The following is a 21,378-nucleotide window of genomic DNA, read 5'->3' as shown; positions in this document are numbered from 1 at the left end:
TGGACTTTTGACAGTGAGGACAAGTAGCATAATCCATCAAAAAACCCACTTTTAAAATTGTTTTTCTATCATTTTTAATACATCTTTCAATCGTAATGTCTGGCAAATTGAGTAATCCGTCAAGATGGAAATCCATGAGCTTAGCCTCTAGCATAAAGTTCCTTAATTATACAGTTTCCACCGCAAACCCAGAAGAGCCCCAATTACTGTGACTTTTTGGCCTCGATAAAAAGGTTTGACCGCATAGGCTCTAGTCCCTAGTTGGGAACGTGCATGACTTCTGCTTAAACAAGCGTAATACTCCAGTCTCATCTAAAAATACTAGATTTTCTGGGTTGATATGCTTGACTTTTTCCCAATACTCTAACCTTAACTTCATGACTCTTTCTGTGCCTGCTTGGCTACTCCTGACTGTTTTTTTTTACGATTTAATCCCAACTTCTGTAAGGCGTTACACATGGCTGTTCTACCCACCCAATTTCCCGTCTTTTGGGCAAATAACTCACACAATTCTAGTAAGGTTGCATCGGGATGTGCTGCCACTATTTCCCTCAAAGAAGCTGTGGAATTATTCAAATGACTGTATCTCGGTTTTCCCCTGGGTTTCGGCTGTAAATTCCCCTCTATTTTTTGTTGCTTGACCAGTTTTTGAAAAGAGCTTTTACTGACGGAAAATATCGCTGCTGTTTTTCTGATCGACAGCTTCTGATCTTGATGAGCTGCTACTATTTTTGTTCGCAAATCTACTGAATATGCTTTCATTGGTGTATTATTTTTAGTTGATTTTATTGTACCTCATAACATCCGGAAGTGCTGTAATTCAACTATTGATTTAGCATAGTAAGTAAGGAAGAACCAAACAAGCTACAAAACTCTATCTCCAAGAATATCCATTATTAGAACCCCGACTTCTTAAAGAAGCCGGGACTCTAGCTACTCTTACAAATTGCAACTCATATCCCCAGATAATTGACTGAAACGCGCATTTTCCCGATAGTCTACCGGACAATCAATCACGCAAGGGACATCTTGAGCCAGGGCTTCTTTCAGAATCGGAATAAAATCGGTTGCAGATTCCACTCGATAGCCTTTTAAACCCATACTTTCCGCAAATTTCACAAAGTCGGGATTGCCAAATTTGACGAAATCGGAATGACCAAAATAATCTTGCTGCTTCCATTCAATTAACCCGTAACCGCCGTCATTAAAGATCAGCGTCACAAAATTAGTACCGACTCGCAAAGCAGTTTCTAACTCTTGGCAGTTCATCATAAAACCGCCGTCGCCGGTGGCTGCTATTACTTTGCGATCGGGATAAACGAGTTTTGCAGCCACCGCACCGGGAATCGCAATTCCCATCGCCGCAAATCCGTTGGAAATCAAACAGGTATTCGGGCGATCGCAATGATAGTGCCGCGCGATCCACATTTTGTGAGCTCCCACATCAGAGATAAGAATATCTTCCGGGCCCAGGACTTGCCGCAAATCGTAAATGAGTTTTTGTGGCTTAATCGGGAAACCGTCGTCGGCTGCATATTGTTCGTAGCCAGCGCGAATATCAGCCCGCAATTGCTTAGCAAAAGGGTCTACTTTCTCCATGCGATCGGCACGCTGCAAAATTTCATTGAGGGAATCAGAAATATCTCCCACAACTTCTATAATAGGAATATAACTGCTGTCAATTTCTGCTGGCAGAGATCCAATGTGAATAATCGGAATTTTTCCTTCTGGATTCCACTTCTTCGGGGAATATTCAATCAAATCGTAGCCAACAGCAATCACTAAATCCGTTTCTTCAAAAGCACAGCTAATATAATCCCGTTTTTGCAATCCCGTCGTCCACAGTGCCAAAGGATGAGTGTAAGGAATTACACCTTTGCCCATGAAAGTATTAGCTACAGGAATATTCAATCGAGTAGCAAATTGTGTCAAAGCATCGCTGGCGTTAGCGCGGATCGCGCCGTTTCCTACTAAAAGCAGAGGACTTTTTGCCTTAGAAATTGCCACAGCGGCTTTATTCAAGCTTTGGTAAGCGCCAAAAGTTTTTTCGCGGTTGTCCTTGGCGAGCGGCTGTCCTTCAGCAGGCATTGCTGCGATGTTTTCAGGTAAGTCAATGTGAACTGCTCCCGGCTTTTCACTTTGAGCTACTTTAAAGGCTTTGCGGACAATTTCTGCCGTCGTGCTGGGGCGAACAATTTGAGCATTCCACTTAGTAACTGGCGCAAACATCGCAACCAAATCTAAGTATTGGTGCGATTCTATGTGCATCCTGTCTGTGCCGACTTGTCCGGTAATTGCTATTAAAGGAGCGCCGTCTAAGTTGGCGTCAGCAACTCCTGTCATTAAGTTAGTTGCGCCTGGGCCCAAGGTGGACAAGCAAACGCCGGCTTTGCCGGTGAGACGACCGTAAACGTCGGCCATGAAAGCCGCGCCTTGTTCGTGGCGAGTAGTAATAAATTTAATTGAAGAGTTTCTCAGGGCTTCTAAAATTTCTAAATTTTCTTCTCCAGGAAGTCCGAAGACGTATTCGACGCCTTCATTTTCTAAACATTTTACCAATAGTTGAGCTGTGTTCATTTCCGTTTCTCTCCTCGGTTAATGGTTTTTTTTGGTCTTTTTCAACCGATCGCCAAAATACTAAATGGGAATTTTTAACCGCAGGTAAACGCAGATAAACGCAGACTTATGTAGATTTGTGCGATCGGTTGATAGAGTGGGAGCTTATTTCACCCACACTGTTTTTATGTTAACAAATTCGTGCATTCCTTGGATGCTCAATTCGCGTCCGTAACCGGAGCGTTTGATGCCGCCAAAGGGCAATCTGGGGTCGGATTTTACTAAACCGTTGATGAATACCGCGCCGGCTTCTAGTTCGGAAATAAAGCGATCGCTCTCTGAGTTTACTGTAGTCCAAGCTGACGCACCCAAGCCAAAAGATGTGCTATTTGCCAGTTCGATCGCCTCATCGATGCCTGCAACCCTGAATACTAAAGCTACGGGCCCGAAAAATTCTTCTTGACGCGCCGCAGCATCCGGGGGAATATCTGCCACAATAGTTGGCAAGTAGAAATTGCCGGCATTCTCTGACAATGGGCGACCACCTGTCAGAAGTTTTGCTCCCGATTGGATGCAAGTTTGCACTTGATTGTCCAAGTCTTTGAGGATTGCCGGAGTAGCTAAAGGGCCGATATCGGTTTCGGGCAACATCGGATCGCCGACTTTTAATTGCTCGAATTTTTCGACAAATCCTGTGATAAATTCGTCGGCAATCTCTTCTGCTAAAATAAAGCGTTTGGCGGCGATGCAAGATTGACCGTTATTGAGCATCCGGGATGTCACAGCAGTTGATAAAGCTGCTGCTAAATCGGCGCTGGACATCACAATAAATGGGTCACTTCCTCCCAATTCCAGGACTACTTTTTTCAAATTTTTGCCCGCATTTGCTGCCAAACTTTCACCCGCTGGTTCGCTACCAGTGAGGGTTGCTGCTTTGATACGATCGTCCGCAACGATATCGGCTACTTTGTCGGCGCCGACTAACAAAGTTTGAAAAACTCCTTCGGGAAAGCCAGCAAGCGTAAAAATTTCTTCGATTTTCAAAGCGCACTGCGGCACGTTGGAAGCGTGTTTGAGCAAGCCAACATTGCCCGCCATCAGCGCCGGCGCCGCAAACCGAAAAACTTGCCAAAATGGGAAATTCCACGGCATAACGGCTAAAATAGCGCCCAGCGGTTGGTAGCGGACAAAGCTGCTGCTAGCGTCAGTGGTTGCCGGTACGTCTGCCATAAATTGAGCGGCATTTTTGGCGTAATAGCGGCAAACTAAGGCGCATTTTTCCACTTCGCCGATCGCAGATTTGAGCGTTTTGCCCATTTCCAGGGTCATCATTTCAGCGTAAATTTCGCGATCGCGCTCCAAGATGTCTGCAGCTTTCTGCATCCACAGGGCTCTCTGCTCAAACGGTAGTTGGCGGTATTTTTTAAAAGCTTGCTGTGCTAATTCCAGCCTAGCTTCTATTACCTCATCCGCGATCGGCTCGAAAGTTTTCAGCGTTTCTCCCGTTGCCGGGTTGATAGTAGCAATAGCCATTGTTTCATCTCCTGTGTGAAAAACACAAAACTCCCTGCTAGTTTTGAGCCGAGGCAGGGAGTTGTATCAAGGTATTACAAAATAGGAATTTACCAGCCACGTTTTCTTTCAGATGTTGCCAAGTTGCAACTGCCGCGATTTCTTTAAATTTCTCCTACTTTTAATTATAGTTCAGAGTCTCGATCGCAAATCTTAAGAAAATTTGTCTTTCTGAAATCACGCACAAATCTCAAGAACAGGCGACGCCGGCCTGTTCCATAAAAATTAAATGTTCTTCTGGGGCGGGACGCCCGCCCCAGACAGCTTGATTCACAATTAATGGTGCAAGATGGATTAAATATCTGATCGGGTGTCCCGCCCGCCTTGCATTCTCAAGAACAAGCCCGACGGCCTGTTCCACTAAACATTTCTCAATTCCTCTCCCTCAAACAGACTGTTCCTGGACGTAATCCTGCACGTAAGACTGATAGTAATACCTGCTGCCTTTATCGTTGTTCGCCACCATTCCCAACAGCGGAATCCCCGCCATTTTTAAATCTTCGAAAGCCAACACCAGGGCCTCCCGCTGAGTTTGATGCAGCCCTACTACCAGCATCAATCCGTTAGTGTGAGCCGCCAACAAATTCGCATCCGCCAAACCTAAAAGTGGCGCAGTATCGTAAATAACTAAGTCAAAATGACTTGACAAAGCTGCCATTAAATGCTGCATTTTGCGGGAAGAAAGCACCTTTGTGGGATCGAGAGGAACCGGGCCGGAAGTTAACACAAACAAATTTTCATCGCGGGGCGATCGCAAAATCACCTTTTGCACATCTACATCATCAGCAATCACATTGTGCAAGCCTTGCCAATTCGGTAAACCCAGCATTTCGTGTACCTGCGGGCGCCGTAAATCCCCATCCACCAACAGCACTTGCTGGCCCATTGCAGCCGCCGCCCGCGCCAGATTTACTGCTACCGTAGACTTGCCGTCACCTACTTGACAAGAAGTAATTACGCAAGAATTGATCGGAGTTTCAACGTTTAGTAAGCGAATATTCGCATTGAGCGATCGAAAAGCTTCTTGAAAAGCATCCGTCGGCATCGGCGAAATTGCCACATCCACCGGGCTTGTCTCAGCAGGAGGAAGTCTCAAAATTTTATCGCTAGCAGGAATTACCCCCAACAAAGGCAGGCGAATCGACTGTTTGACATCCTCTGGAGTTTGGAACACCGTTTTATTTTTAAATCGTTCCGCCAACTGCGCCGCCAGCATACCGAACAGCAAACCAGCCAATCCCCCCAAAGCCAAATTCAAAGGCATAATCGGAGCAACAGCCCTCAAGTCGCCATTTTTGTAACGCGGAATTTCCGGCTTAGCAATAACTTCCCAAGCCACCTCTTTTTTGCCCACAGATTCAAGCTGCAAAGCTTGCTGTTTTGCCAGCAAACCATTCAGCGTATTGTTAGTTAAATCCAACTCGCGCTGCAAATCGGAATAGCGCCGCAAAATCACCGGGAATTTTTGAGAGTATTGATTCAACTGCTTAGCAGCTTGTTCCAAAACTTGATTCCGCACGCCCAGCACCTGAATTAAATTAGCAGTACCGATAAACTGCTCGATTAACTTAATCCGCACCGGATCTTGAAAAGCCAGCACTTGTGAATTTACCTTAGCCAAATCAGTTCCCAGAACTTGTTGGGCTTCTTTCTGCAACAAAGGAATCAGGTTCTTGCGCTGTTCTCGCAACAATTGCATTTGCGGGGTTTCGTCTGTAAACGTAGCCGAGTTAATCGCAATTTGCCCTTCTAATTGTTGCAATTGAGTCAGCATCCCTTGATAGCGGGGAGCTTGACTGAGAGCCGACGCCATCAGCGCTTGCTGCTGGTTCAGTCCAAGCTGATTTTGTAGATTAGAATAGAGCAATCTCTGCTGGTTTAACTGCGTTTGCGCGTCCAATCTTTGCGCTTGAAGTTGGCTGATTTGCTGCGAAAGCTGTTGGGTTTGAATTTGCGGATCGATGAAATTGTACTGCTGCCGCAATTTTTGAATTTCTGTTTGCAGAGCTTGTTGGCGCTTTCGCTGGTTGGGAATTTGCGATTTCACAAAATCCAGAGTCTGACTAATTTGAGTGGTGGTATCTTGCACGCTGTAGTTGCGGTAGCCTAGCGCAACTTTTTCCAAAACAAACTGAATTTTTTTCGGGTCATAATCCCGATATCTAACTTCGATAATCTTGGTATTTTTGAAGCGATTAATTGACAACCTAGTTTCCTGAGAAAACGGCAAATTATCTGCTTTTTGGTTCAAGAGGTAGTTGTAATTTATTTCGGGATACTTAGCCTGCAACTGTTTAATAATCGGCGACATTACTTGCGGACTTTGCAAAACTTGAATTTGGGATTCGTAGTCAAAACCGCCCTTTTCTTGCGTCGCCGGGGCCGCTGGTTGCAGTTTCAGCTCACCGGAGTAGATTTTGGCTAAAGTATTTTGCGTAACCGCTGGCTCTACTAATAATTGAAAGCGCCCTTCGTACTCGCTTTTTTGATTCAGTGTCCAGGCGAAAACTCCGGTAGTCACTGCAGCTGCTACACCGATGACTAAGATTGAGCGACTGCGGCAAACTTCCCAAAAACTTAACTCTTCTGCCTCGGTTTTGTTTCTGCCTAAAAATTGATCTTCTTCATAAAGCCCAGAAGACATTTTTTGCAGATCAGCGGTTTTTTTATGATTAAACAGTGCTACTTGAGATTGTTTCCCTGGTTTCATTGGATTTCTACAACTTATTAGTTTAAACGTCTGTATTGGTGGCGGATTTTCAGGAAATCGGTTGATTCCTCGATATTTCATTACCAAACCGCAATTTTTTTATAAAGCGGATTTCTGAGGTCTTAATGCTAGTCTCTTCAAATCACCGAAAAATATCGAATAACCGAAATATTCCTAACAGCGGGCTGAGAGGAGCGAGAGTTCCGCCTACATTATCAGAGAACGTAGCGCGGCCCGATCGCCTTACCATAATTACATCATTATTTTGCAGTTTGGGATTAGTTGCTTCATTGGCCGTTGCAGAAAAATCAACCTTAACAGTTAGCTGCGAAACGGTGCCGTTAGGATTGAGGCGAATTAAATTCACTGAATCCATTTCTGCCCGCGCTTTATTAAAACCTCCCGCTGCTACCAGCGCTTGATTTAAAGTAGTGTTGGGCAGCGCCGCAATCGCTCCCGGTTTCACGACTTCTCCCACAATGTTCACCTTAATAGTATCCGGTGAAAAATTAGAATTAGCAACTTGTTCGTCTTGGGTTTCATCGAGGTTTTCGGCTTTGGTAACGATTACCGTATCTCCCTGTTGTAGCGCTAAATCTTGGGATACATCTCCCCCTTCCAAAAGTTGCCACAAATTCACATTAATAATTTGTTCTGTACCCGCCCGTGTCAGGCGGCGAACTTGTATTTGTCTGATATCAGCTACAGGCGTAATGCCGCCCGCCATTTTAATTGCCCTCGTTACAGTTTGCTGCAAAACATTTTCGCCGCCGTTGGTTTCGCTGGCAGCAAACAAACCAGAATTTTCACCCATTTCATTCTCTTGTACCCTACTTTGAGCCTCTTTTGCCAAAGTATAAGTACCGGGGCGAGTTACTTCGCCCACCACAGCAATATTAATTGGTTGAGTGCTTTGTCCGGTAATGTTAGCTACTGCTAAAGTCGGTGCTTCTTGGCGGTTGAGGCTAGTTACAGTGGGAATAAATATAGTATCGCCGTCGCGCAAAGTCATATCGGCCCGCAAATCGCCGTTTTGCAATAATTCCCACAAATCCACACTAATAATTTGTTCCGGTGCGTTGCGCTGGGGGCGGCGAATTTTGATTTGCCGCACGTCTGCTGACTGGGTAATTCCGCCGGCCATTCGCAGAGCCCGCGATATCGTTGGCATTTGAGTTCCCATTTGCTCTGCTGTGCCTCCGGGGCCTGCTGCTGAGGATATTGTATAGGCTCCGGGGCGGTTGATTTCGCCCGCGATCGCAATTTGCAAAGGACGCGGCGCCAGCAGTTTGAGGGTAATCCAAGGACGTTTAAGGTATTTGCCGTATTTGTCTTTAACAGCATTAGAAGCTTGTTCTAAGGTCATCCCGTACACCGAAACGCTGCCAATTAACGGCAAATTTAGGGAACCGTCCGCCTGTACTTGGTGTTGACCGTTGGGGCCGCTGTATTCCGGGACGTTGAAGATGTCCATTTGAATACGATCGCCCGCGCCTAAAGTGTAAACTTCCGATCGTACACTTGAAGGTTCACTTGCCGGCAATCCCGGCAATCCCGGCACTGCCGGTACCGGTACAGGAACAGGAGAACCCGCATCAGGAGGAGGAGGAGGAGGCATAAACTGGGCCGCCGCAGGAGATGAACCCACCGCCGCGAACACTGACACTGTTAAAAATTTGACCGTGAAACCTTTGACAGTATTGAATTTTGAATAGTTTTTGCTCGCCATCGCCTTTTGCCCCTATCCGCTTCCTACCCCGCCACCATCAAATGTAACCCAACTCTTCTAACTTGCTCAGAACTTTTTTAACACTCTCTTCCACACTTTCTCGCTCTGTGTAACAAATAATCTCAGGATTCAGCGGTTCTTCATAAGGATCGTCAATTCCCGTAAAACCCTTAATTTCTCCTGCTCTGGCCTTAGCGTATAGCCCCTTGACATCGCGACCTTCGCACACTTCTAACGGCGCTGTGACATATACTTCCACAAAATTGGGTTCCATTGCTCTAATTTCATCGCGAATTGCTCTGTATGGGCTAATAGCTGCTGTCATTGCCGCTACTCCATTGCGGCTCAGCAGGTGAGCTACAAATCCAATCCGCCGAATATTAGTATCTCGGTCTTCTTGGCTAAATCCCAAACCTTTTGACAAGTTGGTGCGAACGACATCTCCATCCAATATTTCAACTTTGCAACCTCTTGCCTTCAATTCGGGTTCGAGAGCTTTGGTGATAGTTGTCTTGCCGGAACCGCTCAGCCCGGTGAACCACAAAATAAAACCTTTTTCCATTTTCAGCCGTTAATTAGTAACTGGGAAATTATGAAGACGTAAAACTTTATAGATGCTGTTCCCTTTTTTCTATTATCGTTATTCGCGGTGTCATATTGCCAATATTGGCGGGCCAAAAGTGAGAAATCAAAATTTGCGATCGCTCCTGCGGTCATTTAGTAACAAAATTGTGTGAGCGCTGCATAATTCCCGATTTATTATTTGTCAAGTCTTTAGACAGTAAAATTTAATTCGCGATCGCCAACGCCGAACATCTATCCTCTGGGTGCTTGTGGTCGCACCTTACATGATGAATGAGCCTCTTGCAATCTAAAATCTAAAATCTAAAATCCTATTCCCCATGTCCCCAACCTTAAAAGCAGATGTTTTGGTAGTCGGTGGCGGCACTGGCGGCACTGCCGCAGCCGTGCAAGCAGCCCGCCGAGGGGCCAAAACTATTTTAGTAAGCGAATTCCCCTGGCTGGGAGGAATGCTGACTTCCGCAGGCGTTGCTGCCCCCGATGGTAATGAATTAGCCGCTTTTCAAACCGGTTTGTGGGGCGCGTTTCTCCGGGAACTGCAGCAGCGACAGCCGGGAGGTTTGGATTGGGGCTGGGTAAGTTTTTTTACTTACGATCCCCGCATCGGTGCTCAAATTTTCGCTGATTGGGTTAAATGTTTGCCGAACTTGCACTGGATTTCGGGACAAAAAGCTGACGATGTGCTGTATGAAGGAGATCGCATTTCTGGTGTTCAGTTTGCAGATTTTACGGTTTCGGCCAAAATCACTTTAGATGCAACGGAATTGGGAGATTTGCTGGCTTTAGCGCAAGTTAGGCACCGCTGGGGTTGGGAATTCCAAGCCGAGTGGGGAGAACCCAGCGCGCCGACAGCCTCTAATGATCTCACCGAGAGGTATTCGGTGCAAGCTCCGACTTGGGTGGCAATTATGCAGGATTTTGGTAAAGGTGCGGCCGGGCCAGAAATTCCCGCGCCGCCAGTTGAAAATCCCGATCGATTTATCGGTGCTTGGGACGGTTACACTCCCGAACAATTTCTCAATTACGGCAGGCTTCCGGGGGGATTGTTGATGATTAATTGGCCGATTCGAGGTAATGATTATGGTGAAGGGGTCGATCGACTAATTGCATCTGAAGCATCTCGACAAGAATTCCTGCAAGAAAGTCTGTGGCACACTCAAAGTTTCGCCCGCTTCATTCAAACGCAACTTGGCCGCCGGTACGGCTTAGCACAGAATATTTTCCCCATTTCAACGATCGAACATCAAAAAAAATCTTCCCTTCTTTCTTCTTTTGCCTTACATCCTTACTACCGAGAAAGTCGGCGCTTGCGAGGGATAAGTACAGTCACAGAAAAAGATATTTTGCCTATTGTCGGTGGCAGAGTCGCGAAGTTGCCGATAAATTCTGAGGGTATTTGTGAAACAATTGTGATCGGCAACTATGCCAATGATCACCACTACACCAGTGGCGACATTCCGTTGCAGCCCAAATCGATCCGCTGGGGCGGCCGCTGGACGGGAACTCCGTTTACCATTCCTTACAGCGCGCTAATTCCTGCGAGTACAGACGGTTTGCTAGTCTGCGAAAAAAATATTTCCGTCTCTCACATCGCCAACGGTGCAACTCGCTTGCAACCGACGGTAATGAATATTGGACAGGCGTCGGGGATGGCGGCGGCTTTATGCGCCGAATCTGGATGTCAGCCGCGGGAGTTGCCGGTGAGAGTTTTGCAGGAAGCTTTGCTGCAAGATTCCGAGGCGAGTGCGGCAGTTATTCCTTTATTTAATTTGACACGGGATCGATCGGACTGGCTGGATTGGCAACGCTATTATCTCGATCGACCCCAAGCATATCCCGCCAGCGGCGAATGTCAGGAGTCAGTAGAGAAACAAAGCAGTCAAACAGCAAATACCCAAAGCCAATTTTCTGGCATTTTCCGTCGCCTCGGCGAACAAGACTGGACACTAACGCTGACAAGCCCTGCATCCTTAGCCGGTCAAACTTGGCAACTCGTGACTTTGGACTCGGAAACCGACAGATTTTTACAGAATTGTGAAACCGAAAAGCCTCTGACAGTATGGGGCAGGCTGAATTCGGCAGGTGCTTGGCTGCTGGCGGGCTCAGTAGAATTGAAGGGGTAAGGTTTTTTGCAGAGATCCGAAAAATTCACAGAAATTTATCCTGATCGATCGGGGAGATCCCGTATCAGTTAATAGACACTGACACGGATACTAACCCCATGCAAACTTACACACCAATTGCTTTACACAGTCTTTTGGGCGTTACTTTGAGCGCCACTGTCGTTCGAGCCTTTGAATCCCTAGTCGGACTGCTCGAAGTTGCCACCGCTTCATACATTTTATCCGCCCAAACCGAACAAAGGGGCGATCGTTCTCCAGAAAGAGGCAGCGGACGCCGAGAGTTCATTGAGCCTAATCTTTACACTCATCAACTACAAGCATTTTAATGACATTGGACGAAAGCTATTTCCGTTATTGAGTTAGTTTCTGCCGCCCGTGTCGAGCGCTCAATCTGATTTCCTGGGATGCTAGTTTTTCAGGTTTCCAAGGCAACTGCATTTCTTGTTTACAGTCATTAGGCTCTTCTTTTATGTGAGTGATGATAGCATATAAACCTTAAACCGCCATCTATCGAGAGATTGAATCTCGTATTTGGCGGTTTTGTATATTATTGCAACCTTCTGGGTAGTGCAATTAGGAATTTTTTTATTACTGAAGCCAGAGATTTTATTTATTCCATTTTACCTCGACTTCTGACAGCTCTCATAGATCAGATGCTACGCATCTAAAGTGTCTGTTGCTTCGGGAGGGGGAGATGGTGAGAAAGGGAGAGGGAAAGATAATTTTCCGCTTTTTATACAAAGATTTTAGGAGACTATTTAAATGCGCGATAGCTTAACTAAAGCCTGATTCCTTCTTCCTTTGTCCTTCTTTTTCTTCTTCTTCCTTCTGATTCCTGATTCCTGATTCTATAGTTTGATAATTTCAGGGAAATTAATCCTGATCAGCCTGGGTAATGTCGTATCTCTAAATAGATACTGACACGACGAATACTACCCATGAAAACCTACACTGCAATTGCTTTACTGAGCCTGTTGGGCATTACCTTGAGTGCCAGCGCCACTCAAGCTTTTGAATCTCCACTCCCCATTGTCGAAACTGCCACCGCCCAATATATGTTGTCAGCCCAAACTCAACAAAACCGCGATCGCGCTCCTAAGAGGGACCGCATACGCAGGAATTTTACTGAGCCTACTGTTTACACTCATCCGCTACAAGATTTCTAATGCCACTGGACGCAAGTGATGACTACAACTGAGTTGCTTCGGGCCGTTCATTAGATCACTCGATCGGATTTTCTGGGATTCTAGTTTTTCAGGTTAAGCGACAACGGCACTTTTTGTGGACAGTTCTTAGGAGATTCTTTTTAGTGTAAGAAATGCTAGCATATAAACGGGAAACCGCCATCTACCTAGAGATAGATTTTAGTATGTGGCGGTTTTGTATTGAAAACGCTTCAATTAAACAAGCACTAACCACAGGCCTCGGATCATCTGGGTTTTTCAACCAATATCCCTCGCCTTCCACGCCTTATTTTGGCGTTGCACAATTTGACGAGGATTTTTGTGGGGTGTCCTGCCTGCTGTGAAAATACAGCGGACGGGCTACGAGATCCCATCCCACAAAACCATCAAAATCTTCCCGCAATTATGCAACAGCCTTATTTTAGTTGATCAAACCGGGTTTCGGCATCCATGACTATTCAAGAATTAGGGGCTCGGAGTCGCCTCAAATTCCTGGCATCGCAACAGTTATTTACCTTCTCCCCCCCACAGGTAGGGTTTAATTTTCAATCGCTGCACTATAATTAACTTGCGATAACTAACTTATATATAGGTAAACTGTCAGCGCAGAGGGTGCAGCAATCTACTTAAATTAGCCACCAATAAGAACCACTTATGCGGTGTGGATAGCCTTTAAGCCCATGCCCCTGTTACCTCAGGGAAATTAACTAACCTGAATATTAGGGTAGCTGGCAAGCTTTCCGGCGACAGTCGGCTATGCTTGATTCGGCGCTCTCGCAATAATTTAATGGAGGATGACAAAATGCCTCCAAATTTGGCTATTTCGGGGATAGTGATGAAAAATGACTCTTTGGATCTGGTCAAAAGCCTCAGCCCTAGTGCAATGGATCAGATCATGCTATATCTGGCGTTTAGCGCCATGAGAACCAGTGGGCACAGGCACGGGGCGTTTCTAGACGCTGCCGCAACGGCGGCTAAGTGTGCCATTTATATGACTTATATGGAGCAGGATAACAACCTGCGGATGACCGGACACTTGCATCACATTGAGCCTAAACGGGTGAAGGTGATTGTTGAGGAAGTCCGGGAAGCTCTGACTCAGGGAAAATTGCTGAAAATGTTGGGTTCCCAAGAACCTAGATATTTGATTCAGTTTCCTTATGTCTGGCTGGAACAGTATGGTTGGATGCCGGGACGCCCTCGCATTCCGGGAAACAATTTGACTGTAGATGAAAAAAAATATCTCGAAGGCAAGATTCCTCCGAATCCGCCAGACGCTCAACTGATCAATTCTTTTCAGTTTATGGAGTTGATCGAGTTTCTGCACAGGCGATCGCAAGAAGATATGTCTCCAGAAAGGCGAATGCCTTTGAGCGAAGCTCTAGCAGAACACATTAAGCGGCGCTTGATCTATTCTGGGACAGTAACTCGCATTGATTCTCCTTGGGGAATGCCGTTTTATGCCCTCACCCGCGCTACTTACTCTCCCGCAGAGCAGGAAGAGCGGACATTTACTATGGTTGAGGATACGGCTAGATATTTCCGGCTGATGAAGGATTGGGCGGAAAAACAACCGAAGGTGATGCGAATTATGGAGACTTTGGATATTCCGCCAGAACGGCTCGACCAAGCCCTTGAAGAATTAGATGAAATTATTCGCAATTGGGCCGATCGCTATCACAAGCGGGGCGAACCGACGATGATTTTACAAATGGTTTTTGGGCCACAAGACGACGCTTAGTTTGATTAACTATTAATCATTAGTCATGAGTTGATTGGTTGAGACTAATGACTAATGATTAATAGCTAATAGCTCGCGAGGCAGAAACCGGGTTTCTCTGGAAAAATACTGCGTTAAGACCTAGAATTATAGTAACAAAGCCGGTTTCTTGGGTCGCGAATGTGTCCAGGATTAACTAAGCTAAAAAAGCTCTCCAGGTCGCCGCTAAAATAATCGCTGCGATCGCTCCTATGAGTGTATTGAAAAAATTTACCACCTCGTTCGTCAGCCACTCAAACTTTGATTGCACCGTCGCGCCAATCACACTCTCGATGTTCGTGGCAATAAAAGCTGCAATAACACAAAAAACAATTCCTGTCAAGTCTATTAAACCGACGGCCCAACTTAAAAGCGCAATCAAAATTGAGCCGACAATACCTGCGATCGTTCCTTCCAAACTTACGGCCCCTTCAGTACCCCTAGGTACAGGCTGCAAGCTGGTAATCAAAAAAGTCCGCTTGCCGTAAGCTTTGCCGATTTCGCTGGCGCTGGTATCGGAAAGTTTGGTGCAAAAACTCGCTGCGTAACCCAGCAATAACAGGGAAATAGCATCTTGTGGCACAGACATCTTGCCTGTCTCTTCTAAAATAGATAATGCCAAAACTCCCACAGCGCTCATAGTAGCGGTTAAAGCCGAACCCCAGACATTTTCGGGACCTCTGGCGCCTGAACGCTTTTCGGCTATGCCTTCTGCTTCTTTTTGGGCTTTGCCGATGCGGGTAACTCCCGATCCGACAAGAAAGTAAAACATCACCACAGCATAGCCTTGCCATCCCAAACAGCCCCAAATGAGCACGCCCAATACCCAGCCGTGAAATTGGCCAGCGGGAGTGAGCAATTTTTTAGGAGCAATGGTGGCGATCGCGAGTAAAACTGTATTTAGGGCGATCGCCACCAACCAAGGATTAGACCAAGATAAATAATTAAAGAACAATTCCGAATTCTGCATTTACTATCTCCATGAACCAAGTCTTATTTCATCTTGCCTTCCCCGTGACCGATATCGCCCAAACCAAAGCGTTCTATGTAGACGGGCTCGGCTGCGAACTAGGTCGCGAATCGCCGAATTCTGCGATTATGGGTTTGTGCGGCCATCAAATTGTCGCCCACGTCAGCCGCGAACCTTTAACGCCTCAGCGAGGCATCTATCCCCGGCATTTTGGGTTAATTTTTACTTCCGAAGCTGACTGGGAAGGGTTGCTAGAAAAAGCCCAGCAAAACAAGTTAAATTTCTATCAAGAACCGAGACGGCGATTTGTCGGTTTGCCTACAGAACACCGCACTTTCTTCTTAGAAGACCCTTTCCACAATATACTTGAGTTCAAGTATTATTGTGAAGCTGAAGCAATTTTTGGTCGCAGCGAATACGCTGAAGTTGGGGATGCTGTTTAATATCTAGTCCGGTAGCGATTTGCCTTGTTGCTGGGGGCGGGTTTACCAGATTGTTGGTTTTAGGCAATTATTGTAGGTGAACCCATACCAAATTTGACATTATACAAGAATGAACCAAACGGCTGGGGGGGTGACAAAGAGGTCTACGAGATAGACTGTATAAGGGTTGCAGCCCGCATACCTTGTTGATAAAAGCGGCGTTTAGAAGGACTTAACTTCATTAACTGTTCCACATCGAAAGAATATTGTTCGAGATAATGAACCCACTTTTCGGCATCTACGCCAACACCAAATGTACTCCGTCTACGATATTTTTTCTTGGGTTCTTTGCGACGATATACATATTTTTGTACCTGCTTTTTTCTCAATTCAGTGCCTTGAAATATTGCCGAACTGTAGGCAAGCGTCATCAGGAGAATCATATTAATAAGTCTGTTTCCTTCGAGGCTAGTTCCTTCAAGATCGTAGCCTCCTTTTTTACAGTCTCGAAACATTTCTTCAATGCCCATCCGCTGCTTATAAGCATTGATTGCTGCTGGCAATGAACCTAAATCCGTGAGAATAAACCAAGCTTCTTTAACTTGATATTTCCCATAATTTCTTTTCCATTTACAAGCAAGCTCAAATCCGGTGGCAGGCCGACTTTTTCTCACTCTTTTTCCTTGAACATACAAAGAGGTTCCTGGTACTATCCCTAATTCATCTAACCGTTGCCAAATTAAATGTTCTATTTCGATACAATGATTCTTTTTAAGTCTTAAGCAAAACGACACACCCTTTGATTTAAGCCAATTTCCTCAATCAACAGAACAAAATTCACGATCCCCTAAAACGATGACTTTATATTCTGAAAACAATGGTAAAATTTGCTGTAAATTTGCTGTTTGCTCCTCCAAGTTACTGTTTCCTAATTTTGGCAATAATGACCAGTATAATGGAATTGCTCTTTTTTCCCAGATTAGGCTAACCATAAAAAGATTAATGCGCCCCCATTGACTGCGGTCAATTGCGATTGATAAACGAGTACCAATGGGGCAATAAGTGGTCAACCAATAAGTAATCAAGGGGAACCAAATTAATGAGATAGTTAAGTTTGGTAAATCCAGAAATCTTTGTATTTTTCTACGCCTACTTTCTGTTGTAATTGGATAAGGAAATACCCGTGCCAGTCTTTCTAATCTCACTTGTTTTTCTGATTGCATCACAGATAGCAAAATTGTCATTACAAGAAACTGAGCTTTCGTCAGTTGTTTTTTTAAATGAGTCTGGTAAAATGTTGGTATCATTATTTTTTGGATAGGCAAGCGTATAACAATTATGCTGCCTATCTTTTTTTAGCACACATTGCCTCAATCCTCACCACCTCTGGGTTTCAGGCTGGTTGTTACCCCCCCAGACCAAACGGTTAATCATGAACTTTCAATGGTTCTGACAGTGCTTCAGCGACCGCTTTTAAACTACTGGAATGCCTCGCCATCATGGCATGGGCGAAAACAGACAATTTTACTTCTTTGGCAGCAGATATTTGGGAACTAGAAGCAGGTACAATGATGAAATCCCAATCTGTCCAAATCGAAGTAAAATTGAGCTTTTCCAACAAAGCAGAATCTCGATTTAAATCTTCCAGAAAAGCACTGCCAGGACGCATTTGGATGCAGCCTTTTCCCCAGAGAGTGTAAGCCATCCAAGTACCGCTGTGAGGAGAAGATATGGCAATAAAGCGCTGCACTCGGTTAATGCCACCTAACCTTTGCAGGTAGTAGCGAGTTGCTAAACCGCCCATGCTCAATCCTACTATATCTAGATGCTGTTCGGGCGCAAAGGTTTTGTCTATATAATCTGCTATTTGTTGGGCTAATTCGTCTATGCTGGCGTTGCCCCAATGGGGCGAAAGATTGAGGGTGTAGACTGACCATCCCAGTTGGGTCAGGTAGGCAGACATTTTGTGAAAAATTCCCGATTTTCGGAAGATTCCGTGAATTAGCAAGACTGGGTTGCGGCTGAAATTGCTATTCATTTTTAAGTGGGAATTTTATTTTCTATAGGTGCTTTGAGTTCTTCAACTAATGCGTTAATACTTAGGGGTTCTGTCACCATTTGGCGGTGCAGCAAAACGTTGACTTTAACTTCTTTACCTACTGGCATTTGGGAGCTGTTCGCCGGTACAATCATTATGTCAAATGGCGTCCACATTGATGTAAAGTTTATGCGTTTGAGCATTGTCACATCTTGATTCAAATCGCGCAGCAAGCCACTATCGGGGCGCATATCCAGGTATCCTGGTAGGCGTAGGGAATAGGCGGTGAGGGTGCCGTGGTGGGGGGAAGAGAGGGTGATGAAACGCTGTACGCGGTTGATTCCTCCGAGTCGCTGGACGTAGTAGCGGCTGACGATGCCGCCCATGCTGTAGCCTACTATGTCTAAAGATTGTTCTGGGTCGAAGGTTTCAGAGATGTAGTCTGCGAGTTGCTTGGCCAGTAAGTCGAGGCCGAGGCTACCGTCGTTGGGGGTGAGGTTGAGGCTGTGGACTGACCATCCAAGTTCGGTGAGGCGGGCGGACATTGTGTTGAAAATCATCTTTGTGTCCCAGATGCCGTGTATCAGGATGACGGGATTGCGATCGAGCGAACTGTTCATTTGAAAAGAAAATTGCTTGCTAATTACAGCATAAATCACTCCCCTAGGGAGTTTTACCCCTACTAGGACAGCTAGGGAATCGGATCGAGGTACGATCGACCATTAGTGGGAATCCCTAACAAATTCTGAGATAGTTTGTAAATAAGTGCAAAGCAGTGCGAGTATTTATACCTAAAATTTGCTTTGATGAGCTAGCTTAAATATAGCCAAATGTAAATTTTGATGAATAAATGTAGACAAAGGTTGCCATAGCTCGTAATCTAACTTTGTTGACAAGCTTGTACAAATTTCTCTAAAAGAACAAAAGGAGTAAGTCTAATGTTTGGTTTTATCAAAAATTTCTTCGGCGGTATTTTCGGCTTTTTTGCCAGACTGTTGGGCTTGAAAAAGTCTGAATATTTCCTAGATTTGGGCGAGTCGGGAGCGAAGGAACCAGCAAAAGTTGCGCCTGCGAAGGCTGAGCCTGTTGCGATCGCACCGGCAAAAGCTGAGCCTGTTAAGTCTGAGAAGTCTGAACCTGCTAAAAAGGCTAAGGTAGAGAAAAAGTCTCAGAAAGAAAAGGAACCAGTCGCTAGCGTTCCTGCTAATAATGCAGCACCCGCGAAGGTACCGGCAGCGGCAGCAACTAACGGAAAAGTGCCGAGTCAAGCTGAACCGAATGGGACTTTTGCTCCTAATAATTTAATGCCGACACCAAATGGAAGCCGTCGAACCCCTGGCCCTAGCATGAACAATTTCCGGGAAATGGCCCGTCAGGTGAAAACGAAGTAGGAAATTGGGAATTGATAATAGGGAATTGGGCATTGGATGATTCCCAATGCTGACGTTAACAAATTAAAAATGGGATTCCTCATTTTTAAGTTTAACTATTTGTTCTATTCCCTATTTTCTTGGTTTCTGAGGAAAGCTAATCCGCTGTATAGCTGAAAAGCTGAGTCCCAAGGAGTTTCGGATTTGCGCTCGACTTCTATATGAGATTCGATTTTGCTCAACATATTAGTGTAATCGAGCACTGTCTCGGCAAAGGGCGTAAATTCTGACCAAACTGTAACGTCAAGCTGGCGATCGAATATTTCCAGTAAGTGATTCCAGTTAATTCGGGTGGTACTTTGAGGAATTTGTTGAGAGTTTTTGACTCTGGATATTTTGTTTTTCGGGTTCGGTGAAGTGGGGAGATCAGCCGAAGCTTTGGTGAAGTCAACTCCTTGTTGAAATTCGTAACTTTGGTCGCAAATTCGCAGAATGCAGTTTCTGCTGGGAATGTGTAAGTCACAGATTTGAGCGTAATCTTGCCTGATTTCTCTGTGGCGAAATTGCTCCTTTCTTCGGTTGGGGGAGTAGTCCATGACTTCGATGAACATCGGCAACAAGCCTTCTACTCTTTGGGTAACTTCTGACCAGCTAAATTCGATCGCACCGAGTCGATCGAGTTTATCTTTACAAACAACGGCTGGGGAAGAGAGAGACTGGAAGTGTTGCACTCGGAAGATTTGGATTTTTTGAATATCGCTTAGGGTTGCCCAAAATACGGGAATGCCGGCGTTGAGGAGTTCTTGGCCGTAAATTCGGAGTTCGGCGATGGGGCCAGTTTTGTAGAGTCTCCAGCCGCGGCTTTGGATTTGCATCCGGGTTGTGTAGGCGTCGATTTTAAAGATTCTGCTGATATTTTGAATGGCGGCGGGTTTGTTTTCGGGACTCACGGGTTCGAGGATGAGGAGTCCCGGTTCGAGGTTGCTGGGGTCGTTTTTGGCGGTTTCTATGGCTTGTTGGCGGAGTTTTTGTTGTGTGGTTTCAATCCGTTGAATAGCTTGGCGGGTCTGGGAGACGATTTTGGCGTTGGTGATGTCGCGGAGTATTTGTTTGTAGGTTGTTTGGGCTTTTTCGAGATTGTTGGTGAGTTCGTAGTAGCGGGCCATATAGTATTGTACCCACGGATTTTCGGGGGATTCTTTTTGTAGTTGTTTGATGAGTTGGGCAGCTTGTTTGTAGTCTTTACCCTCTAGGGCCGCGGTTATTTGGTTGATGTCTGTCATGGCGATTGCGGGAATGGCGTTGTTTCTATCTTGGCTGATGTTTGCGTGGTTTCGCCACTGGTTAACAACTTTCGCTGTTATGTTAACTTATAGATATGATATGAAACTATGACAATCATTGAAAAAATACGTGTCAAAAGTCAAAAATGATTTTGAGCTTTCACAACACGCAGTAAACCAAAGCATAGTTCGCCGTATCAGGGTACAAGAACTCCGGGAAGCAATAATGGCTGGTGAAGTTATTGAAGAGTATCCCGATGACAAATATGGCCCAAGCTGTTTGATTTTCGGCTTCACCCTTGCCAATAGACCTTTGCACGTTCAGTGCAGTTATCCATCTCGTCCTTTGGTAAAAATCATTACTTTATACGAACCAGATCCGAAAATTTGGATTGATTTTAAGTTAAGGATAAATCAAAATGAACAATGACATCTGGAAAGAAACAATGGTGGAACAAAAAGTAAATTATACCCTTGAAATCAATGGTAAGTTTATTATTATTGAAAATGTTCCTGCTAGAGTGTGTTTGGAAACGGGAGAGCGTTTTTTTTCGCCGGAAACTGTGGAACAGTTACAGAAAATGATTTGGGAAGATAGAAAGCCTATTAGGGTAGTTGAAACACCTGTGTTTGAGTTTGCCTAGCGGTTGGTTTAGATTTAGTTATAAGTGGTTGGAATTAATGCTTAAGGTGTAGGAACCTTTGCTTGTACGATCGCCTCCTTTAACAACTATTTTATAAGTGCCGTTACTAGGCAATTTTACAGTGAGTTGAGACTCTCGGCGATTCTGGGAGTTGCCTGTTTTTTCGGCAATATTTTTGCCGCTGGTGTCGAATAGTGTTATGTTGTGGTCGAATGCTCTGCTTTTGAGGTCGATCGTAATAGATTGACCTGCCCGTCCTTGAAATGTGTGTTCGCGGGATTCGCCGTCTGTGAGGGTTCCCCGCTGCTGTAGGAGGGAAAGGGAGGTGAGTTTTGGGCGATCGACATTGCTCAATTCTAATACCAATTTTATGTGAAGTTGCATATAATAGAGAGATAGCTTTTATGGTGCGTTTATGAGTCGTAGTTTAAAAATT

Annotated in this window: 19 protein-coding genes and 1 pseudogene; 8 read left to right on the top strand and 12 right to left on the bottom strand. The window is 45.2% G+C overall.

Annotated elements, in window-relative coordinates; genetic code table 11:
* Nucleotides 1-375 precede the first annotated feature (375 nt).
* From QUA34_RS27555 to cysC, 6 genes are all read right to left on the bottom strand, one after another.
* Nucleotides 376-762, bottom strand: coding sequence for an IS630 transposase-related protein (locus QUA34_RS27555; RefSeq protein WP_333331854.1), 387 nt, complete (start codon nucleotides 760-762; stop codon nucleotides 376-378).
* A gap of 177 nt (nucleotides 763-939) precedes the next feature.
* On the bottom strand, nucleotides 940-2,577 hold the full coding sequence (locus tag QUA34_RS27550; RefSeq protein WP_333331856.1) for an acetolactate synthase large subunit: 1,638 nt from the start codon (nucleotides 2,575-2,577) through the stop codon (nucleotides 940-942).
* A gap of 144 nt (nucleotides 2,578-2,721) precedes the next feature.
* Entirely contained in the window at nucleotides 2,722-4,089 is a 1,368-nt protein-coding gene (locus QUA34_RS27545) for an NAD-dependent succinate-semialdehyde dehydrogenase (protein WP_333390367.1), read from the bottom strand.
* A gap of 424 nt (nucleotides 4,090-4,513) precedes the next feature.
* Nucleotides 4,514-6,838: a polysaccharide biosynthesis tyrosine autokinase gene (locus QUA34_RS27540; protein ID WP_333331862.1), complete on the bottom strand. Its 2,325-nt coding sequence runs from the start codon at nucleotides 6,836-6,838 to the stop codon at nucleotides 4,514-4,516.
* Between the two features lie 142 nt (nucleotides 6,839-6,980).
* Nucleotides 6,981-8,567 carry an SLBB domain-containing protein gene (locus QUA34_RS27535; protein ID WP_333390364.1) on the bottom strand — a complete coding sequence of 529 codons (1,587 nt, stop codon included), beginning with the start codon at nucleotides 8,565-8,567 and terminating at the stop codon, nucleotides 6,981-6,983.
* A 37-nt stretch (nucleotides 8,568-8,604) separates the two neighbouring features.
* On the bottom strand, nucleotides 8,605-9,129 hold the full coding sequence (gene cysC, locus QUA34_RS27530; RefSeq protein ID WP_333085628.1) for an adenylyl-sulfate kinase: 525 nt from the start codon (nucleotides 9,127-9,129) through the stop codon (nucleotides 8,605-8,607).
* Nucleotides 9,130-9,469: 340 nt separating this feature from the next.
* Between cysC and QUA34_RS27525 the strand changes: the two genes are divergently transcribed.
* From QUA34_RS27525 to hetR, 4 genes are all read left to right on the top strand, one after another.
* Nucleotides 9,470-11,272 carry an FAD-dependent oxidoreductase gene (locus tag QUA34_RS27525; protein WP_333390361.1) on the top strand — a complete coding sequence of 601 codons (1,803 nt, stop codon included), beginning with the start codon at nucleotides 9,470-9,472 and terminating at the stop codon, nucleotides 11,270-11,272.
* A gap of 98 nt (nucleotides 11,273-11,370) precedes the next feature.
* Nucleotides 11,371-11,598 carry a heterocyst-inhibiting protein PatX gene (patX, locus tag QUA34_RS27520; protein WP_190663642.1) on the top strand — a complete coding sequence of 76 codons (228 nt, stop codon included), beginning with the start codon at nucleotides 11,371-11,373 and terminating at the stop codon, nucleotides 11,596-11,598.
* Between the two features lie 612 nt (nucleotides 11,599-12,210).
* Complete coding sequence (locus QUA34_RS27515; RefSeq protein ID WP_333390359.1) at nucleotides 12,211-12,438, top strand: hypothetical protein; 228 nt, start codon at nucleotides 12,211-12,213, stop codon at nucleotides 12,436-12,438.
* A gap of 853 nt (nucleotides 12,439-13,291) precedes the next feature.
* A complete protein-coding gene (gene hetR / locus QUA34_RS27510; RefSeq protein WP_333034952.1) occupies nucleotides 13,292-14,197 on the top strand; it encodes a heterocyst differentiation master regulator HetR in 906 nt (301 codons plus the stop codon).
* Nucleotides 14,198-14,372: 175 nt separating this feature from the next.
* On the opposite strand, the gene QUA34_RS27505 is transcribed toward hetR, so the two are convergent.
* Nucleotides 14,373-15,185: a TIGR00297 family protein gene (locus QUA34_RS27505; RefSeq protein WP_333390357.1), complete on the bottom strand. Its 813-nt coding sequence runs from the start codon at nucleotides 15,183-15,185 to the stop codon at nucleotides 14,373-14,375.
* An 11-nt stretch (nucleotides 15,186-15,196) separates the two neighbouring features.
* Between QUA34_RS27505 and QUA34_RS27500 the strand changes: the two genes are divergently transcribed.
* The gene (locus tag QUA34_RS27500) at nucleotides 15,197-15,628 is read left to right on the top strand and encodes a VOC family protein (protein ID WP_333390355.1); all 432 of its coding nucleotides are present in this window, start codon (nucleotides 15,197-15,199) and stop codon (nucleotides 15,626-15,628) included.
* A 143-nt stretch (nucleotides 15,629-15,771) separates the two neighbouring features.
* Here the strand turns inward: QUA34_RS27500 and QUA34_RS27495 are convergent.
* The 3 genes and pseudogenes from QUA34_RS27495 to QUA34_RS27485 form a co-directional block, all read right to left on the bottom strand.
* Nucleotides 15,772-16,914: pseudogene (locus QUA34_RS27495) on the bottom strand (IS4 family transposase).
* Between the two features lie 119 nt (nucleotides 16,915-17,033).
* On the bottom strand, nucleotides 17,034-17,645 hold the full coding sequence (locus QUA34_RS27490; RefSeq protein ID WP_333390353.1) for an alpha/beta fold hydrolase: 612 nt from the start codon (nucleotides 17,643-17,645) through the stop codon (nucleotides 17,034-17,036).
* A 2-nt stretch (nucleotides 17,646-17,647) separates the two neighbouring features.
* Nucleotides 17,648-18,265, bottom strand: a complete 618-nt coding sequence (locus tag QUA34_RS27485) for an alpha/beta fold hydrolase (RefSeq protein WP_333390350.1) — start codon at nucleotides 18,263-18,265, stop codon at nucleotides 17,648-17,650.
* A 318-nt stretch (nucleotides 18,266-18,583) separates the two neighbouring features.
* Here QUA34_RS27485 and QUA34_RS27480 point away from each other — a divergent pair, with 318 nt between their 5' ends.
* Nucleotides 18,584-19,036 carry a hypothetical protein gene (locus tag QUA34_RS27480; RefSeq protein WP_333390347.1) on the top strand — a complete coding sequence of 151 codons (453 nt, stop codon included), beginning with the start codon at nucleotides 18,584-18,586 and terminating at the stop codon, nucleotides 19,034-19,036.
* A gap of 104 nt (nucleotides 19,037-19,140) precedes the next feature.
* Here QUA34_RS27480 and QUA34_RS27475 read toward each other — a convergent pair whose 3' ends face one another.
* A complete protein-coding gene (locus tag QUA34_RS27475; protein WP_333331892.1) occupies nucleotides 19,141-20,298 on the bottom strand; it encodes a tetratricopeptide repeat protein in 1,158 nt (385 codons plus the stop codon).
* A 130-nt stretch (nucleotides 20,299-20,428) separates the two neighbouring features.
* Here QUA34_RS27475 and QUA34_RS27470 point away from each other — a divergent pair, with 130 nt between their 5' ends.
* Nucleotides 20,429-20,728 carry a DUF4258 domain-containing protein gene (locus tag QUA34_RS27470; RefSeq protein ID WP_333331895.1) on the top strand — a complete coding sequence of 100 codons (300 nt, stop codon included), beginning with the start codon at nucleotides 20,429-20,431 and terminating at the stop codon, nucleotides 20,726-20,728.
* On the top strand, nucleotides 20,718-20,942 hold the full coding sequence (locus QUA34_RS27465; RefSeq protein ID WP_333390344.1) for a YgiT-type zinc finger protein: 225 nt from the start codon (nucleotides 20,718-20,720) through the stop codon (nucleotides 20,940-20,942). Before QUA34_RS27470 ends, QUA34_RS27465 begins: the two co-directional genes overlap by 11 nt.
* Before the next feature lie 18 nt (nucleotides 20,943-20,960).
* Here QUA34_RS27465 and QUA34_RS27460 read toward each other — a convergent pair whose 3' ends face one another.
* The gene (locus tag QUA34_RS27460; protein ID WP_333390342.1) at nucleotides 20,961-21,326 is read right to left on the bottom strand and encodes a PPC domain-containing protein; all 366 of its coding nucleotides are present in this window, start codon (nucleotides 21,324-21,326) and stop codon (nucleotides 20,961-20,963) included.
* Nucleotides 21,327-21,378: the final 52 nt, after the last annotated feature.

This window comes from Microcoleus sp. POL10_C6 (assembly GCF_036701585.1).
GTDB lineage: Bacteria > Cyanobacteriota > Cyanobacteriia > Cyanobacteriales > Microcoleaceae > Microcoleus.
Note: the sequence above shows the minus strand (reverse complement) of the source record. Positions and strands in the feature narration are given on the sequence as shown.

What these genes read in the sequence shown, in the direction of transcription:
- QUA34_RS27540 (WP_333331862.1), bottom strand. Translation starts at nt 6,838, where the DNA reads ATGAAACCAGGGAAACAATCTCAAGTAGCACTGTTTAATCATAAAAAA.
- QUA34_RS27480 (WP_333390347.1), top strand. Translation starts at nt 18,584, where the DNA reads ATGTTTGGTTTTATCAAAAATTTCTTCGGCGGTATTTTCGGCTTTTTT.
- QUA34_RS27500 (WP_333390355.1), top strand. Translation starts at nt 15,197, where the DNA reads ATGAACCAAGTCTTATTTCATCTTGCCTTCCCCGTGACCGATATCGCC.
- patX (WP_190663642.1), top strand. Translation starts at nt 11,371, where the DNA reads ATGCAAACTTACACACCAATTGCTTTACACAGTCTTTTGGGCGTTACT.
- hetR (WP_333034952.1), top strand. Translation starts at nt 13,292, where the DNA reads ATGAAAAATGACTCTTTGGATCTGGTCAAAAGCCTCAGCCCTAGTGCA.
- QUA34_RS27475 (WP_333331892.1), bottom strand. Translation starts at nt 20,298, where the DNA reads ATGACAGACATCAACCAAATAACCGCGGCCCTAGAGGGTAAAGACTAC.
- QUA34_RS27460 (WP_333390342.1), bottom strand. Translation starts at nt 21,326, where the DNA reads ATGCAACTTCACATAAAATTGGTATTAGAATTGAGCAATGTCGATCGC.
- QUA34_RS27485 (WP_333390350.1), bottom strand. Translation starts at nt 18,265, where the DNA reads ATGAACAGTTCGCTCGATCGCAATCCCGTCATCCTGATACACGGCATC.
- QUA34_RS27490 (WP_333390353.1), bottom strand. Translation starts at nt 17,645, where the DNA reads ATGAATAGCAATTTCAGCCGCAACCCAGTCTTGCTAATTCACGGAATC.
- QUA34_RS27515 (WP_333390359.1), top strand. Translation starts at nt 12,211, where the DNA reads ATGAAAACCTACACTGCAATTGCTTTACTGAGCCTGTTGGGCATTACC.
- QUA34_RS27535 (WP_333390364.1), bottom strand. Translation starts at nt 8,567, where the DNA reads ATGGCGAGCAAAAACTATTCAAAATTCAATACTGTCAAAGGTTTCACG.
- QUA34_RS27555 (WP_333331854.1), bottom strand. Translation starts at nt 762, where the DNA reads ATGAAAGCATATTCAGTAGATTTGCGAACAAAAATAGTAGCAGCTCAT.
- QUA34_RS27550 (WP_333331856.1), bottom strand. Translation starts at nt 2,577, where the DNA reads ATGAACACAGCTCAACTATTGGTAAAATGTTTAGAAAATGAAGGCGTC.
- cysC (WP_333085628.1), bottom strand. Translation starts at nt 9,129, where the DNA reads ATGGAAAAAGGTTTTATTTTGTGGTTCACCGGGCTGAGCGGTTCCGGC.
- QUA34_RS27545 (WP_333390367.1), bottom strand. Translation starts at nt 4,089, where the DNA reads ATGGCTATTGCTACTATCAACCCGGCAACGGGAGAAACGCTGAAAACT.
- QUA34_RS27465 (WP_333390344.1), top strand. Translation starts at nt 20,718, where the DNA reads ATGAACAATGACATCTGGAAAGAAACAATGGTGGAACAAAAAGTAAAT.
- QUA34_RS27505 (WP_333390357.1), bottom strand. Translation starts at nt 15,185, where the DNA reads ATGCAGAATTCGGAATTGTTCTTTAATTATTTATCTTGGTCTAATCCT.
- QUA34_RS27525 (WP_333390361.1), top strand. Translation starts at nt 9,470, where the DNA reads ATGTCCCCAACCTTAAAAGCAGATGTTTTGGTAGTCGGTGGCGGCACT.